Consider the following 15,323-nt stretch of genomic DNA (forward strand, 5'->3'; position numbering starts at 1 on the left):
GACCGCGCGCACCATACCAATCGCGCCAGATGAGGCAATCGCGCAAGAATTCCGCGTGCCGGCAATTCGTGAGACACACGATCGCTGCGTAGCCCGGGTGGAGCGGAGCGTAACCCGGGGACGTCTGCATCTGTATTTACGAGAGGTCCCGGGTTACGCTGACGCTTCACCCGGGCTACGGCTTCGACCGCTACGCCACTGCGGGCAGGATGCGCGGGCTCACGACATATTCCTTCAGCACCTTGTCGTGAGTGTCGACCTCGGTGAGAACCACGTCGTAGCTCCAGAGGTCGGCGAGGTGCTGCAGCACGCGACGCGCATCGGTTTCGACCAGTTGCGATCCCTTGACGACGGTATGGCGCAGCATCAGCCGGCGATCGCCTTCAAGGTCGACATCGACGACCTCGATGTTGGGATCGATGAAGCCGACATCGTATTGCCGCGCCAGTTCGCGGCGCACCCGGCGATAGCCGCGCTCGTCATGGATGGCATCGACGCGGATGCCGGCGGTCTCCGCGGGATCGTCATGCAGGTGGAACAGGCGCAGGCGCCGTACCAGCCGCGGGCTCAGGAATTGGCCGATGAAGCTCTCATCGCGATAGTTGGCCCAGACCTCGCGCAACACGCCCATGACATCGCCCCTGCCCGCGATGTCAGGAAACCATTCGCGGTCCTCTTCCTCCGGCTCGGTCACGATCCGCTCGATGTCCTGCATCATCGCAAATCCGAGCGCATAGGGGTTGAAGCCGGAGAAGCGGGGATCGTCGAATTCCGGCTGGAACACGACGTTGGTGTGCGACTGCAGGAATTCGAGGAAATTGCCGTCGGAAATGCGGTCCTGCTCGTGCAGCCGGTTCATGATGCGGTAATGGGTGTAGGTGGCGGTGCCCTCGTTCATCACCTTGGTCTGGCTCTGCGGATAGAAATACTGCGCGATGTGGCGAACGATGCGCAGCACTTCGCGCTGCCAGGGTTGCAGCCGCGGCGCGGTCTTCTCCAGGAAGTACAGGATGTTTTCCTGCGGCAGCCCGAGCAGGATGCGGCGGCGCTCCGCAGTCAGCGCGGCCCTGGTCTTCGCAGGTCCCGTCGGCACCGTGCGCCAGAGATCGTTGAAGGCGCTCTCCTCATGCGCGCGGCGCTCGCCGGCGCGTTTCTCCTCGGTGCGCAGGTCGAGCTTCTTCTTGCCGGGATAGCGATCGATGCCGTGCGACATCAAGGCATGGGCGGCGTCGAGCGTATGCTCGACCGCCCGCCGGCCGTGGCGATCCTCGCAGTGCGAGATATAGCCCTTGGCGAATTCGAGATAGTCCAGGATGCCGTCGGCATCGGTCCACTGCTTGAACAGGTAGTTGTTCTTGAAGAAATGGTTGTGGCCGAAGGCTGCGTGCGCGATCACCAACGTCTGCATGGTCGCGGTGTTTTCCTCCATCAGGTAGGAAATGCACGGCGAGGAGTTGATCACGATCTCGTACGCCAGTCCCATATATCCTTTGCGGTAGGACGCTTCCTGAAAGGCGAAGTGTTTGCCGAACGACCAGTGTTTGTAGAACAGGGGCATGCCGACCGACGAATAGGCGTCCAGCATCTGCTCGGCGGTGATGACCTCGATCTGGTTGGGATAGACGTCGAGACCGAGCTCCGATTTTGCGATCTCCTCGCACGCATCGTGGACCCGCTGCAGCGTGCGGAAATCCCAGTCGGCGCCGTCGAACAGCCGCTCACCTGTCTTCGTCATGGCGTGGCCTTCTCCTGCTTGCCGCGACGCTTGAACAGGTCCTGGAACACCGGGAAGATCTCGCTGCGCTCGCTCACCTTGCGCATCGCGAGCGGCGCGCCCTCGTTGCGCAGGCGCTCGTAAAGGGTCCAGAGCGAGGAGTCCGGCATGTCGAAGGTGTAGTTTGCGGCCTCGCCGACCTCGAGATAGGCAAAGAACTGGGTGACCGGGAGGATCTGCTCGGTGAGCAGCCGTCCGGTCAGGAGGCTGTCGGAGGTCATGTTGTCGCCGTCGGAAGCTTGCGCGGCGTAGATGTTCCAGTCAGCCGGTCGAAAGCGGGTGCGTACGATATCGTGCATGGCCTGCAGCGCGCTCGAGACCAGCGTGCCGCCGGAAGCGGGGCCATGGAAGAACGTATCCTCGTCCACCTCTTCGGCGCGATCGGTGTGGCGGATGAACACGATCTCGACGTGGCGATAACGCCGCTTCAGGAACACGTAGAGCAGCATGTAGAACCGCTTCGCCAGGTCCTTCATGTGCTCCGACATCGAGCCTGACACGTCCATCAGGCAGAACATCACGGCTTGCGCCACCGGCTTCGGCACAGTCTCGAAACGGCGGTAGCGGATATCGATGGGATCGATGAACGGGATCCGTTTGGCCTTGGCCTTCAGCGCCGCGATCTGCGCCAACAGTTCGGAGCGTCGCGGCTCCTCGGCCTCCGCCGCCTCCGCCTCGAGCTCGGCGATCTGTTCGGGCCGCGGCCGGCGCAGCGCGACACGACGCGCCAGCGCGAGCTTGACGGTGCGGCTCACGGAGATGTTTGCGGGCGAGCCCGAGGTGGTGTAGCCGGCGCGATGCAGGCCTTCGCTCTCCGCCTCCGCCAGCTTGCGCTTGGCGAGGTCGGGCAATTCCAGGTCGTCGAGGAACAAATTGACGAACTCGTCGCGGCTCAGGACGAAGCGGAACGCGTCCTCGCTGTCGCCCTCGCCCGGCCCCGTTCCGCGGCCACCGCCCTGGTTCGGACGCGGCAGGATATCGCCTTCGATGAACTTCTTGTTGCCGGGCAGCACCATGTCGCGGGTGCCGCCCTCGCGGCGGAAGCGCGGCTCATCCATGCCGTCGAGCGGTATGGAGATCTCACCGCCTTCCAGCACATCCTTGATGTCCCGGTCCTGCGACGTCTTCTTGACTGCTCCCTGAACCAGGGCCTTTGCGCGCCTCAAGAACCGCTGTCGGTTCTCAAGGCTCTTGCCGCCCGGATTCAGGCGCCGATCGACAATGTGCATCGTCACTTCGCATCCCGCCTCAGCCAGCCTGCTTCACCCGCATATACCATTCGACGAGACGGCGGACCTGCCGCTCGGTGTAGCCACGCTCCACCATCCGCGCGACGAAGTCGTCGTGCTTCTTCTCGGTCTCGCCGTCCTTCTTCGAACCGAACGAGATCACCGGCAGCAGATCCTCGACTTGCGAGAAGATCCGCTTCTCGATGACGTCGCGAACCTTCTCGTAGGAGGTCCAGTTCGGGTTCTTGCCGCCATTATGCGCCCGCGACCGCAGCGAGAATTTGACGACCTCGTTGCGGAAGTCCTTCGGGTTGGCGATGCCGGCGGGCTTCTCGATCTTGGTCAGCTCCTGGTTCAGAAGCTCGCGGTTGAGCAACTGGCCGGTGTCGGGATCCTTGAAGTCCTGATCCTCAATCCAGGCGTCGGCGTAATCGACGTAGCGATCGAACAGGTTCTGGCCGTAATCCGAATAGGATTCGAGATAGGCCTTCTGGATCTCGTTGCCGATGAACTCCGCGTAACGCGGGGCGAGATCGGCCTTGATGAATTCGAGATAGCGCTTCTCGACCTCCTCGGGCAGCTGCTCGCGGCGGATCGAATGCTCGAGCACATACATCAGGTGCACGGCATCGGCCCCGACCTCTGTCGTGTCGTGGTTGAAGGTGGCGGCGAGCACCTTGAACGCGAAGCGCGTCGAGACGCCGTCCATGCCTTCGTCAACACCGGCGGCATCGCGATATTCCAGGACGCTGCGCGCCTTTGGATCGGATTCCTTCAGGCTCTCGCCGTCATAGACCCGCATCTTGGCGAACAGCGTCGAGTTCTCGTGCTTGCGCAGGCGCGACATCACCGAGAAGCGTGCCAAGGTCTCCAGCGTCGCCGGCGCGCAAGGTGCGCTGGCAAGCTCGGAGCCCTGGATCAACTTCTCGTAGATCTTCTGCTCCTCGGTGACCCGCAGGCAGTAAGGCACCTTGATGACGCAGATGCGGTCGATGAAGGCCTCATTGTTCTTGTTGGCCTTGAAGCTCTGCCATTCCGCCTCGTTGGAGTGCGCGAGGATGATGCCGCCGAACGGGATCGCGCCGATATTCTCGGTGCCGATATAGTTGCCTTCCTGCGTCGCCGTTAGCAACGGGTGCAGCATCTTGATCGGCGCCTTGAACATCTCGACGAATTCGAGGATGCCCTGGTTGGCGCGATTGAGTCCGCCCGAATAGCTGTACGCGTCGGGATCGTTCTGCGCGTAGGTCTCGAGCTTGCGGATATCGACCTTGCCGACCAGCGAGGAGATGTCCTGGTTGTTCTCGTCGCCGGGTTCGGTCTTGGCGACCGCGATCTGCCGCAGCCGCGACGGCTGGATCTTGGCGACGCGGAATTGCGAGATATCACCGCCGAAGGCCTCGAGCCGCTTGTAGCACCACGGGCTCATCAGCCCGGTGAGGCGCCGCTGCGGAATGCCGTATTTCTCCTCGAGCATCGGCCCGAGCTGATCCGGATCGAACAGGCTGAGCGGACTTTCGAACACCGGGCTCAGTTCGTCGCCGGCCTTCAGCACGTAGATCGGATGCACTTCCATCAACGCCTTGAGCCGCTCGGCGAGGGATGACTTGCCGCCGCCGACCGGCCCGAGCAGATAGAGGATCTGCTTGCGCTCTTCCAAGCCTTGCGCGGCGTGACGGAAGAAGCCGACGAGCCGCTCGATCGTGTCTTCCATGCCGTAGAAGCCAGCGAACGCCGGATAGGTGCGCATCGTGCGGTTCATAAAGATACGGCCAAGGCGAGGGTCCTTGGCCGTGTCGATCATCTGCGGCTCGCCGATCGCGGCCAATAGTCGTTCTGCTGCATTCGCATATCGCATCGGATCAGTTCGACACGACTCGAGATATTCCGCCATCGACATATCGCTCTGGCTTCGAGCCTCGAACGACCTAGCGAAAGCGTTGAACAGAGAATCGTTGTACATGATCCCTCTCCACGATATGTTGCGCCGCCTTACGAGAACGAGCCGGTTTGCCGAAACGTTCCTCGAATCATGCTCGACATGCTGGTCCTATTGGACACTCGCCAGCCTCTCTTCCGCAATGCGCGGCGCAAGCAGCTGCTGCCTTATCAACAAGCAGCCAGCCTAATAGTTCATCAAAAACGCGATTTGTCATTTACTTTCTTGGCCATGTAGCTGGTCCGCCACATCCGTGATTCTACCGGAATGCATGCCGGAGGACCGACAAAGACCAGGCTTCCCTGCCATCCGCAAATGCCATTCTGACCGCCTTTTGGCCGCCATCGCGCTGCTCCTTCACGCCTACGAACTGCCACAGGTTTGAACGCATCGGCTTCTGCCGCGACTAAGCCAAACCTGCCGGCACATCGTGACGCTGCGTCGTTGCCGCGCCGATCGAGGTGGCGTGTATCATTTCATATAGATCGCTTGCGTTCGCTGAACAGATCATGAAGCGTATTTTATTCTCCGTTCACCTTGTTGTAGCAGCCGCAATGCTCGCGGGAATTGGCCACACTCGCGCCGAAGATGGCGTCGACAGCGCCAAGACCGCAGCTTTCGACAAGAGGATATTCGCAGGCCCCCCTCGCCGAAAGAGCTACGCCTGCTTCGTGCGCGGTTATGACGCCAATCATCTGACGCAACGTCCGAAGCAGAAAGTGAGCGCGATGAAATTATTGGTGACGGCGGAGAACGCGCGGGAGGAAAAAACCACCAGCCACTCCTTCCGCCTTGGAATTAAGTACCGTCACCGCACCGGCAATTTCGACTCCAGCGGCTTTTGCGGCCATGTTGTCACAGAGGACGCGAGCAATGAAATCCGTTTCGATTGCGGCGTCGATTGTGAAGGTGGCGGTATCAATGTGGCATTGTCGAAAGACGACAAGTCCACCATCATCCGTCTTGAGCGGATCAGGACTTGGAATCGCAACAAGCCGGACCAAGAGGCCGAAGACGCGCTCGTCGCCGGCGCGGACGACAGGCTCTTTCGCGTCGATCGCGCAGGCGCGGAAGAATGTGCCGAGCTTGTGACCGACCGCCGGGAACTCGCCGCCATCAGGCACAAATGATACGCTCGCGAAGTGGATAATACGCTCGTCGGCCAGCCAACTCAATTGAGGGAGGGTGCCATGCATCGCCGCAGCATCTTAGCCGGCGCGCTTACGACTTTAGGCGCCCTAGCCGGCTCACGCGCCCGCGCCGCCACCGAGGCATCTCCTCCCGCCAACCTCAAGGTAGTCTATCACCTGAGCGACCTCGAAAAGGTCGACTTTGTGCTCGGCAACATCCAGAACCATTTCGACGGCGTCGTCGGACCCGAGAATGTGACCATTGCCCTCGTGGTCCACGGGCCGGCGCTGCGCGCGTTCCACGCAGCCTCCGCCAATCCCGACCTGTCGCGGCGCGTTCAGCAATTTTCCGGGGATGGCGTGGAGCTTGCCGCCTGCGGCAACGCCATGAAATCGCAGAATGTCAGCCTGAAGGAGCTCCTCCCCGGCTTCGCGGTCGCCGACAAGGGCGGCGTCGTCCGCCTCGCCGAACTGCAGTCGCAGGGCTACCTGTATCTCAGGCCGTGAACAGTGCACCGCACCGTCATAAAATTGTTCAGAGTTCGCGGTTGCATCGGATCAAATCCGAGGGATCGAACCTGTCAGGGTGGAGTTGTCTCTTTTTGATGCGCATATTCATTTTTGGCAGCCCTTTCCGCCCCGTGTTGACAATCCGGTCTCGCCCCAGAAAGCTGCTGGGGAACCCGTCCACCGACCCGATCGAGCAGAAACAGGCATCATGAACCCCGTCAAAACACTCGAAAACCACGGCCAATCGGTTTGGCTGGACTTCCTGGCCCGCGGCTTCGTCGCCAAAGGCGACCTCAAGCAGCTGATCGACGAGGACGGCGTCAAAGGCGTCACCTCCAACCCCTCGATCTTCGAGAAGGCGATCGGCAGCTCGGACGAATATGACGGGGCGATCGGCCATGCGCTGAAGAAGGGCGATCGCCCGGTCGCCGAACTGTTCGAGCATCTCGCGATCACGGACATCCAGCACGCCGCCGACGTGCTGCGTCCGGTCTATGACCAGCTCGACGGCAAGGACGGCTTCGTCAGCCTCGAAGTGTCGCCCTATCTGGCGATGGACACCAGGGGCACCATCGCCGAAGCGCAGCGGCTCTGGAAGGAGGTTCGGCGCAAGAACCTGATGGTGAAGGTGCCGGCGACGCCGGAAGGCCTACCCGCGATCGAGCACCTGATCGGCGAAGGCATCAGCATCAACATCACGCTCCTGTTCTCGCAAAAGGTCTATCTCGAGGTCGCCGAGGCCTATCTGAAAGGCCTGGAGAAGTACGTCGCCGGCGGCGGCGACCCCTCGCATATTGCGAGCGTGGCGAGCTTCTTCGTCAGCCGTATCGACACCGCGGTCGACAAGCAGCTCGACCACAAGATCGCGAAGGCCAACGATCCCACCGAGAAGGAGCGGCTGGCGTCGCTGAAGGGCAAGGTCGCGATCGCCAACGCCAAGCTGGCGTACCAGGATTACAAGCGGATCTTCGCCGGTCCGCGCTGGGAAAAACTGATGGCAAAGGGTGCCAAGCCACAGCGGCTCTTGTGGGCCTCGACCGGCACCAAGAACAAGGACTACAGCGACGTTCTTTATGTTGAGGAGCTGATCGGCCCCGACACGGTCAACACCGTGCCGCCGGCAACGCTCGACGCCTTCCGCGACCACGGCAAGGTGCGCGACAGCCTCGAGGAGAACATCGAGGACGCGCGGAGCGTGCTCGATGAACTGGAAAAATCCGGGATCTCGCTGGATGCGATCACCGCCGAACTGGTCAAGGACGGCGTCAGGCTGTTCGCCGATGCCGCCGACAAGCTCTATGGCGCCGTCGCGTTCAAGCGCGCCACCTCGCTCGGCACCGGCATCGACGGCCAGAAGCTCAAGGTCGGCGGCGAGCTTGCCAAGGCCATCGAAGAGAATACCGAGGAATGGCGTGCCTCGGCCAAGGTCCGCCGGCTCTGGCAAAAGGACAAATCGGTCTGGACCGGCGAGGATGAGGACAAATGGCTGGGCTGGCTGACCAGCCCGGCGAAGGCCGACATCGCCGACTACGAGGATTTCGCCGAGCGCGTGAAGGGCCAGAAATTCACCGACGCGGTCGTGCTCGGCATGGGCGGCTCCAGCCTGGGGCCGGAGGTGCTGGCGGAGACCTTCGCCAAGAAGGCAGGCTTCCCCAAGCTGCACGTGCTCGATTCCACCGACCCGGCGCAGGTGCGGGCGATGGAAGCGGCGGTCGATATCTCGAAGACGCTGTTCATCGTCTCCAGCAAATCCGGCGGCACCACCGAGCCGAACGTGATGAAGGACTATTTCTTCGACCGCGTCTCCAAGACGATCGGCGCCGCCAAGGCCGGCCACCGCTTCATCGCAGTGACCGATCCCGGCTCGTCGCTGGAGAAGACGGCGAAGCGGCAGGGTTTTGCCCGCATCTTCTACGGCGAGCCCACGATCGGCGGCCGCTACTCGGTGCTCTCCCCCTTCGGCCTGGTGCCGGCCGCTGCCGCCGGAATCAATGTCCGCAGCCTGATCAAGCATACGCTGTCGATGGTGCGCTCCTGCGGCGCCGACGTGCCGCCGCACGAGAACCCGGGCGTGCAGCTCGGGCTCGCGATGGGGCTCGCCGGCCTCGAAGGCCGCGACAAGGTGACGATCACCTCGTCCAGGAAGATTGCCGATTTCGGCGCCTGGGCCGAGCAGTTGATCGCCGAATCCACCGGCAAGGACGGCAAGGGCCTGATCCCAATTGACGGCGAGACGCTGGCCGAGCCGGCTGCCTATGGCGACGACCGCTTCTTCATCGATCTCCGCACCGAGGGCGAGGACGACGCCGAGCATGACGCCCGGCTGGACGCGCTGGAGCAGGCCGGCCATCCCGTGGCCCGCATCGTGCTGCCGTCGACCGACCATATCGGCCAGGAGTTCTTCCGCTTCGAGATCGCGACGGCGGTCGCAGGCTCGGTGCTCGGCATCAACCCGTTCAACCAGCCGGATGTCGAGGCGGCCAAGATCAAGACGCGCGAATTGACCGCAGCCTTCGAGAAGTCCGGATCGCTGCCAGCCGAACAGCCGGTGGTCTCCACCGCCGAGGCCGACCTCTACACTGACGCCCACAACGCCGCCGAGCTGCGCAAGGCCGGCGCCGACGGCACTCTCGGCTCATGGCTCAAGGCGCATTTGTCGCGCTCGCACCGCGGCGACTATGTCGCCCTGCTCGCCTATATCGAACGCGACAAAGCGTTCATCGACGCGCTGCAAAAAATGCGGCTTGCCGTGCGTGACAGCAGGCATCTTGCCACCTGCGCCGAGTTCGGTCCGCGCTTCCTGCACTCGACCGGCCAAGCCTACAAGGGCGGCCCCGACAGCGGCGTGTTCCTGCAGATCACCGCCGATGATGCTGCGGACCTGCCGGTGCCAGGCCAGAAGGCGAGCTTCGGCGTCATCAAGGCAGCGCAGGCGCGCGGCGATTTCGACGTCTTGACCGAACGCGGCCGGCGCGCGCTGCGCGTCCATCTCAAGGGCGGACTCGGCCCGGCGCTAGCCACGCTGGACGCCGCACTTAACGAAGCCCTCAACTAGAGCATGGTCCCGAAAAACCGGACACTGGTTCTCGGATCACGCTCAACAGTCAAGGACATGACAACATGCAGCTCGGCATGATCGGCTTGGGGCGGATGGGTGGCAACATCGTCCGCCGGCTGATGGCCCACGGCCATACCGCCGTGGTCTACGACAAGGATCCGAAGGCGGTCGCCGCGCTTGCCGCCGACGATGCCTTAGGCTCCGCCTCGCTGGAGGAATTCGTGCTCAAGCTGGAGCAGCCACGCACCGCCTGGGTGATGCTGCCGGCCGGCAAGATCACCGAGGCGACGATCGAGGCGCTGTCCAAGCTGATGCAGCCGGGCGACACCATCATCGACGGCGGCAACACGTTCTGGCAGGACGACGTCCGCCGCGGCAAGGCGCTGAAGGAACGCGGCCTGCACTATGTCGACGTCGGCACCTCCGGCGGCATCTGGGGCATCGAGCGCGGCTACTGCATGATGATCGGCGGCGAGAAATCCGTCGTCGACCGGCTCGACCCGATCTTCAGCGCGCTCGCGCCCGGCCTCGGCGACATTCCGCGCACCCCGCACCGCGAGGGCCGCGATCCCCGTATCGAGCAGGGCTACATCCATGCCGGCCCGGTCGGCGCCGGGCATTTCGTCAAGATGATCCATAACGGCATCGAATACGGTCTGATGCAGGCCTATGCCGAGGGCTTCGACATCCTCAAGAATGCGAGCAGCGAGGCGCTCCCGGCGGATCATCGCTTCGATCTCGAGATCGCCGATATCGCCGAGGTCTGGCGCCGCGGCAGCGTGATCCCGTCCTGGCTGCTCGACCTCACCGCGATCGCGCTCGCCGAGAACGCCACCCTCGATAATTATTCCGGCTTCGTCGAGGATTCCGGCGAGGGCCGCTGGACCGTCAATGCCGCGATCGACGAGGCGGTGCCTGCGGAAGTGCTGACGGCGGCGCTGTTTGCCCGCTTCCGCTCGCGCAAGGACCACACCTTCGCCGAGAAGATCCTCTCCGCCATGCGCGCCGGTTTCGGCGGCCACCGGGAGCCGCCACAAAGCGCCAAGAAGAGCTAGGGAAGGCCTAATGATGACGAACGGTCACGCGCAAAAGAAACCCGACCCTTGCTCCTTCATCATCTTCGGCGTCACAGGCGACCTCGCGCACCGACTGGTGATCCCTGCCCTCTATAATCTCGCCGCGACCAATTTGTTGCCCGACAGATTCTGCATCGTCGGCGTCGCCCGCGGCGGCATGTCGAACGAGGAATTGAACGCGAGCCTGATGAAGGGATTGCGCCAGTTCGCGACCCGTCCGGTCGATGAGACCGTCGCCAAACGCCTGTTCGAATGCGTCACCGCAGTGGAAGCCGACCCGAAGGATCCCGACTCCTTCGACAAGATGGCGAGCGAACTCAAGGAAAGGGAAGCGGCGCGCGGGACCGGCGGTAACAGGCTGTTCTATTTGGCCACTCCGCCGGGCGCCTTCCTGCCGATCACCAAGCAATTAGCCCGCACGGGCATGCTGGCCGAAAACGGCTATTGGCGGCGGATCGTGATCGAGAAACCGTTCGGTACAGACCTCGACTCGGCGAGGCACCTCAATGCCGAGTTGCTGAAGCTCGTCGACGAGCACCAGATCTACCGGATTGATCATTACCTCGGCAAGGAAACCGTCCAGAACATCCTGGTGCTGCGCTTTGCCAACGGCATGTTCGAGCCGATCTGGAATCGGAATCATATCGACCACATCCAGATCACCGTCGACGAGAAGCTCGGCGTCGGCCATCGCGGCAGCTTCTATGACTCGACCGGCGCGCTGCGCGACATGGTGCCGAACCATCTGTTCCAGCTGATGTCGCTGGTGGCAATGGAGCCGCCGATCCGCTTTGACGCGCATTCGGTGCGCACCGAGAAGGCCAATGTGCTGGCCGCGATCCAGCTCCAGAGCGAACAGGAAGCGCTGCACAATTCGGTGCGGGGGCAGTATCGCGGCGGCAACATCGGCGACACCGTGATCGAGGACTATTGCAAGACCACGGACGTCAAGCCCGGCAGCGCCACCGAGACCTACGCCGCGCTCAAGCTGATCATCGACAATTGGCGCTGGGCCGGTGTGCCGTTCTACCTGCGCACCGGCAAGGCCTTGGCCGCCAAGCGCACCGAGATCGCCATCAAGTTCAAGCAGGCGCCGTTCGCGATGTTCCGCGACACGCCGATCGACCAGCTCTCGCAGAACTACCTCGTGATCTCGACCGAGCCGACCGAGGGCATCGAGCTGCAGTTCAACACCAAGGTTCCCGGCCCGACCATCGACATCGACGGCGTCGAGATGAAGTTCCGCTACAAGGACTACTTCAAGGCCGAGCCGTCCACCGGCTATGAGACGCTGATCTATGACTGCATGATCGGCGACAATATCCTGTTCCAGCGCGCCGACAGCGTCGAGGCTGGCTGGCAGGCCGTGCAACCCTTCCTCGATGCCTGGAAGAAGGCTGGCGGCGCCGGCCTGCAGCCCTACAAGGCCGGCTGCGAGGGGCCTGAGGCGGCCAACGCGCTTCTGACGCGCGACGGCCGTAGCTGGCGAAAGCTGAGCTGACCATGACCGCCGTCGGTCGCCGCCAGATCATCACCGTCGCCGATCCCGCGGCGCTGGCGAAGGCCGCCGCTGAGCGGGTGCTGGCGCGGATTGCCGCGAACAGCGGCCGGATCGCGATCTGCCTGACCGGCGGATCGAGCCCGAAAGCGCTTTACCAATTGCTCGCGACCGAGCCCTACCGCGCCAGGATCCCGTGGGACCGCGTGCACTGGTTCATCGGCGACGAGCGCTTCGTGCCGGCTGGCGATCCCAGGAACAACATGGCGATGGCGCGCGCGACATTCCTGGATCGCTACGCGCCCGCCCCCCACATCCATCCGATCCCGACCTATGCCGCCAGCCCCGATGAAGCGGCGGAGCGCTATGCGCGCGAGCTGCAATCGTTCTACGGCGCGGAAGATCTGGACGCCGCCCGTCCGCTGTTCGATCTGGTACTGATGGGTGTCGGGCCGGATGGACACGCCGCCTCGCTGTTTCCGAACTACCCCGCGATCGAGGTGATCGACCGTTGGGCGGTCGGCGTGCCCAAGGCCAATGTCGAACCGTTCGTGCCGCGCGTCAGCCTGACCCTGCCGACGCTGGCTTGCTGCCGCGAAATGCTGTTCGAGGCCGCAGGCAAGGAGAAGCGCGCAATCCTGACCCGCGTCTTCGCCGGCGAGAACCTGCCGGCGAACCGCGCGCAATCGATCGGCGAGACGGTCTGGTTGATCGACGAGGCGGCGCGGCCGGAGAATTTTAGTGGCTGATCCGGCAACCCTCTGCGCCCTCGTCGTGATGGGCGTCTCCGGCTCAGGCAAGAGCACGATCGGCGAGACGCTCGCGGGGCGGCTCGGCTGGCGTTTCGAGGACGGTGATCGCTTTCACCCCGCAAGCAATGTCGCGAAAATGAGCGCAGGCCAGCCGCTCACCGATGACGATCGCCGCCCCTGGCTGCAGGCAATCGCCGATGAGATCGACCGTGTCTGCAAGGCTGGCGAGCGCCTGGTGGTCGCCTGCTCGGCGCTGAAGCGCGCCTACCGCGACATCCTGCTGCATGGACGCAGTGACGTCGGCATCGTCTTCCTCGACGGCACCGAGGCGCTAATCGCGAGCCGGCTCGCCCATCGCAAGGGCCATTTCATGCCGCCGGGCCTCCTCGCCAGCCAGTTCCAGACCCTGGAGCCGCCGGCCCTGAGCGAACACCCGATCACCGTCTCGATCGACGCGACGATCGAGACCATCGTCGACGCCATCATCCGCCAAATGAAGTAGCCCCATGACCCGCATCGCCCTGCTCGTTTCCGACGTCGACGGTACGCTGCTGACCAAGGACAAGGTTTTGACGGCCGCCGCCCGCGCAGCCGCGCAAAAACTGCATGCGGCCGGCATCGGCTTCACCATCGTCTCCAGCCGCCCCTCGATCGGCATGGGATTTTTGATCGAGCCGCTGGCGATCACGCTGCCGGTCGGCGCCTTCAACGGCAGCTCGATCATCGATCCAGAGCTCAAGCCGATCGAACAGCACCTGATCCCGCCCGCGACCGCGCGGCGGGCCATCGATCTGCTCCGCGAATTCGGCGTCGACATCTGGCTGTTCACCAACGACCGCTGGCTGACGGCCAATCCCGACGGCGAATATGTCGCGCACGAGCGGCACACCATCAGGCACGAGGCGACCATCGTCACGGATTTCACGCCCTATCTCGACCAGGCCTGCAAGATCGTCGGCGCCTCCTCCGACGCCCCGCTGCTCGCGCGCTGCGAAACCGCGATGCAAGAGGCCGTCGGCACCGAGGCGACCGCCGTCCGCTCGCAAACCTATTATCTCGACGTCACCCCGCCCGGCCACGACAAGGGCACCTTTATCGAGGCGATGGCAAAACGATTGGGCATTCCGACCGAGGCGGTCGCGACCATCGGCGACATGCGCAACGACTTGCCGATGTTTGCGAGGAGCGGCGTTTCGTTTGCGATGGGCAACGCTACCGATGAGGTCAAGAGCCAGGCCAAGTTCGTGACCGACAGCAACGAGCACGACGGCTTCGCCAAAGCGATCGAGATGGTGCTGAACTATAACGAAACCGCGTGACCGCGAATGCCGTCGTCCCGTCAGCTCTCCTTGCTCCCCGCGCCCTCGACAAAATCCACCGGCGTCTCTTTCTTGACGCTCGTGCCAAGCAGCGTCGCGTCCCAATTGGTCAGGCGGACGCAGCCGTGGGATTCCGATTTGCTGATTTTCGAGGGCTCGGGCGAACCGTGGATTCCGTAACCCTCCCCCGAAAGCCCGATCCAGTATGACCCGACCGGATTGTTCGGACCGGGCTTGATGACGAACGGCCGCTTCGCGTGCACGCCCTTGAACTTGTAGGCCGGGTTGTAGCGGTAGAAGGGATTGGCGTCGGACGAGATCACCTTGAGCGTGCCGCTCGGGGTCGGCTTGTCCTCGCTGCCGACGGTTGCCGGAAAGAAGGCGACCAGCGCACCGCCGCCGTCGAAGGCCTTGACGGTCTGCCGGGACTTGTCGACTTCGATCCGCGCCACGTTCAGCTTCAGCTGGGGATCGCGACCGTTGACGACAAGAATGGTCTCGCCGGCGCGGTCGAACTTCTTGCCGGGGTTGAGCTGGGCCAGCAGCCCCTCGCTCATGTGGAATTTCTCCGCAAGCGCCTCGCGCGCGCTCTTGTAGCCGAGCGCCGGCAGCGATTTCATCGCCTCCAACTTGGCGGGAATCCTCCTGATAAACGGTCCTTTCACATCCTTTTCGGAGATCGTGTAGCTCGTGATGATGTCGCCTTGGGCAGTCTCGTTCAGCTTTGCCCAGATCTCCGGCGTGAGCGTCTTCTGAAAGGACAGGCCCTTGGCTTCCGCGAACGCCTGTAGCGCCTTGCGCGTATTCTCGGCAAACTTGCCGTCGATCTCTCCGGGCGAGAACAACGCGCGCTCGAGCAGCACCTGGGCCTTAATGATTGTCGCGTCGGCCTTTTCCTCGGACGCGGGGCGAGCCCGGTACCCGGCCTTGTTGATCGCCGCGGCATCAAGGCCGGCAGCGAATGCCGGCCCCGAGATCAGACATGCAAGCAGCGCTGCGGCGAACAGGCGAGCCATTGCCGATCCTCCAACCAGATAT

At 63.3% G+C, this 15,323-nt stretch carries 12 protein-coding genes; 8 read left to right on the forward strand and 4 right to left on the reverse strand.

Annotation, left to right across the window (positions count from 1 at the left end; all coding sequences use genetic code 11):
- Positions 1-190: 190 nt before the first annotated feature.
- The 3 genes from AC5ZGW_RS04900 to AC5ZGW_RS04910 are packed head-to-tail and all read right to left on the reverse strand — an operon-like array spanning position 191 to position 4,966.
- On the reverse strand, positions 191-1,735 hold the full coding sequence (locus tag AC5ZGW_RS04900; protein ID WP_130224447.1) for a SpoVR family protein: 1,545 nt from the start codon (positions 1,733-1,735) through the stop codon (positions 191-193).
- On the reverse strand, positions 1,732-3,003 hold the full coding sequence (locus AC5ZGW_RS04905) for a YeaH/YhbH family protein (RefSeq protein ID WP_165435094.1): 1,272 nt from the start codon (positions 3,001-3,003) through the stop codon (positions 1,732-1,734). The genes AC5ZGW_RS04900 and AC5ZGW_RS04905 overlap by 4 nt, the downstream gene beginning before the upstream one ends.
- Positions 3,004-3,022: 19 nt before the next feature.
- Positions 3,023-4,966 (reverse strand): PrkA family serine protein kinase, encoded by a 1,944-nt coding sequence (locus tag AC5ZGW_RS04910; RefSeq protein ID WP_028166580.1) that lies wholly within the window; start codon positions 4,964-4,966, stop codon positions 3,023-3,025.
- 485 nt (positions 4,967-5,451) lie between these two features.
- On the opposite strand from AC5ZGW_RS04910, the gene AC5ZGW_RS04915 reads away from it, so the two are divergent.
- The 8 genes from AC5ZGW_RS04915 to AC5ZGW_RS04950 all read left to right on the forward strand — a co-directional run bounded on the left by AC5ZGW_RS04915 (position 5,452) and on the right by AC5ZGW_RS04950 (position 14,285).
- Positions 5,452-6,072, forward strand: coding sequence for a hypothetical protein (locus AC5ZGW_RS04915; protein WP_130224451.1), 621 nt, complete (start codon positions 5,452-5,454; stop codon positions 6,070-6,072).
- Between the two features lie 60 nt (positions 6,073-6,132).
- Entirely contained in the window at positions 6,133-6,579 is a 447-nt protein-coding gene (locus tag AC5ZGW_RS04920; protein WP_130224453.1) for a DsrE family protein, read from the forward strand.
- 211 nt (positions 6,580-6,790) lie between these two features.
- Complete coding sequence (locus AC5ZGW_RS04925; RefSeq protein WP_130224455.1) at positions 6,791-9,637, forward strand: bifunctional transaldolase/phosoglucose isomerase; 2,847 nt, start codon at positions 6,791-6,793, stop codon at positions 9,635-9,637.
- 65 nt (positions 9,638-9,702) lie between these two features.
- Positions 9,703-10,695, forward strand: coding sequence for a phosphogluconate dehydrogenase (NAD(+)-dependent, decarboxylating) (gene gnd, locus AC5ZGW_RS04930; RefSeq protein WP_130224457.1), 993 nt, complete (start codon positions 9,703-9,705; stop codon positions 10,693-10,695).
- 10 nt (positions 10,696-10,705) lie between these two features.
- The gene (zwf, locus tag AC5ZGW_RS04935; protein WP_165435092.1) at positions 10,706-12,217 is read left to right on the forward strand and encodes a glucose-6-phosphate dehydrogenase; all 1,512 of its coding nucleotides are present in this window, start codon (positions 10,706-10,708) and stop codon (positions 12,215-12,217) included.
- Between the two features lie 2 nt (positions 12,218-12,219).
- Complete coding sequence (pgl, locus tag AC5ZGW_RS04940) at positions 12,220-12,963, forward strand: 6-phosphogluconolactonase (RefSeq protein WP_130224461.1); 744 nt, start codon at positions 12,220-12,222, stop codon at positions 12,961-12,963.
- A gap of 28 nt (positions 12,964-12,991) precedes the next feature.
- Complete coding sequence (locus tag AC5ZGW_RS04945; RefSeq protein ID WP_051397014.1) at positions 12,992-13,468, forward strand: gluconokinase; 477 nt, start codon at positions 12,992-12,994, stop codon at positions 13,466-13,468.
- 4 nt (positions 13,469-13,472) lie between these two features.
- On the forward strand, positions 13,473-14,285 hold the full coding sequence (locus AC5ZGW_RS04950; protein ID WP_130224463.1) for an HAD family hydrolase: 813 nt from the start codon (positions 13,473-13,475) through the stop codon (positions 14,283-14,285).
- 20 nt (positions 14,286-14,305) lie between these two features.
- On the opposite strand, the gene AC5ZGW_RS04955 is transcribed toward AC5ZGW_RS04950, so the two are convergent.
- Positions 14,306-15,301 carry a L,D-transpeptidase gene (locus AC5ZGW_RS04955; RefSeq protein WP_130224465.1) on the reverse strand — a complete coding sequence of 332 codons (996 nt, stop codon included), beginning with the start codon at positions 15,299-15,301 and terminating at the stop codon, positions 14,306-14,308.
- Positions 15,302-15,323 lie beyond the last annotated feature (22 nt).

The organism is Bradyrhizobium sp. Crot121 (genome assembly GCF_059512385.1).

Bases quoted from the DNA above. Each gene is read 5' to 3' on its own strand.
- AC5ZGW_RS04900 (WP_130224447.1), bottom strand. From the start codon at position 1,735: ATGACGAAGACAGGTGAGCGGCTGTTCGACGGCGCCGACTGGGATTTC.
- AC5ZGW_RS04905 (WP_165435094.1), bottom strand. From the start codon at position 3,003: ATGCACATTGTCGATCGGCGCCTGAATCCGGGCGGCAAGAGCCTTGAG.
- AC5ZGW_RS04910 (WP_028166580.1), bottom strand. From the start codon at position 4,966: ATGTACAACGATTCTCTGTTCAACGCTTTCGCTAGGTCGTTCGAGGCT.
- AC5ZGW_RS04915 (WP_130224451.1), top strand. From the start codon at position 5,452: ATGAAGCGTATTTTATTCTCCGTTCACCTTGTTGTAGCAGCCGCAATG.
- AC5ZGW_RS04920 (WP_130224453.1), top strand. From the start codon at position 6,133: ATGCATCGCCGCAGCATCTTAGCCGGCGCGCTTACGACTTTAGGCGCC.
- AC5ZGW_RS04925 (WP_130224455.1), top strand. From the start codon at position 6,791: ATGAACCCCGTCAAAACACTCGAAAACCACGGCCAATCGGTTTGGCTG.
- gnd (WP_130224457.1), top strand. From the start codon at position 9,703: ATGCAGCTCGGCATGATCGGCTTGGGGCGGATGGGTGGCAACATCGTC.
- zwf (WP_165435092.1), top strand. From the start codon at position 10,706: ATGATGACGAACGGTCACGCGCAAAAGAAACCCGACCCTTGCTCCTTC.
- pgl (WP_130224461.1), top strand. From the start codon at position 12,220: ATGACCGCCGTCGGTCGCCGCCAGATCATCACCGTCGCCGATCCCGCG.
- AC5ZGW_RS04945 (WP_051397014.1), top strand. From the start codon at position 12,992: ATGGGCGTCTCCGGCTCAGGCAAGAGCACGATCGGCGAGACGCTCGCG.
- AC5ZGW_RS04950 (WP_130224463.1), top strand. From the start codon at position 13,473: ATGACCCGCATCGCCCTGCTCGTTTCCGACGTCGACGGTACGCTGCTG.
- AC5ZGW_RS04955 (WP_130224465.1), bottom strand. From the start codon at position 15,301: ATGGCTCGCCTGTTCGCCGCAGCGCTGCTTGCATGTCTGATCTCGGGG.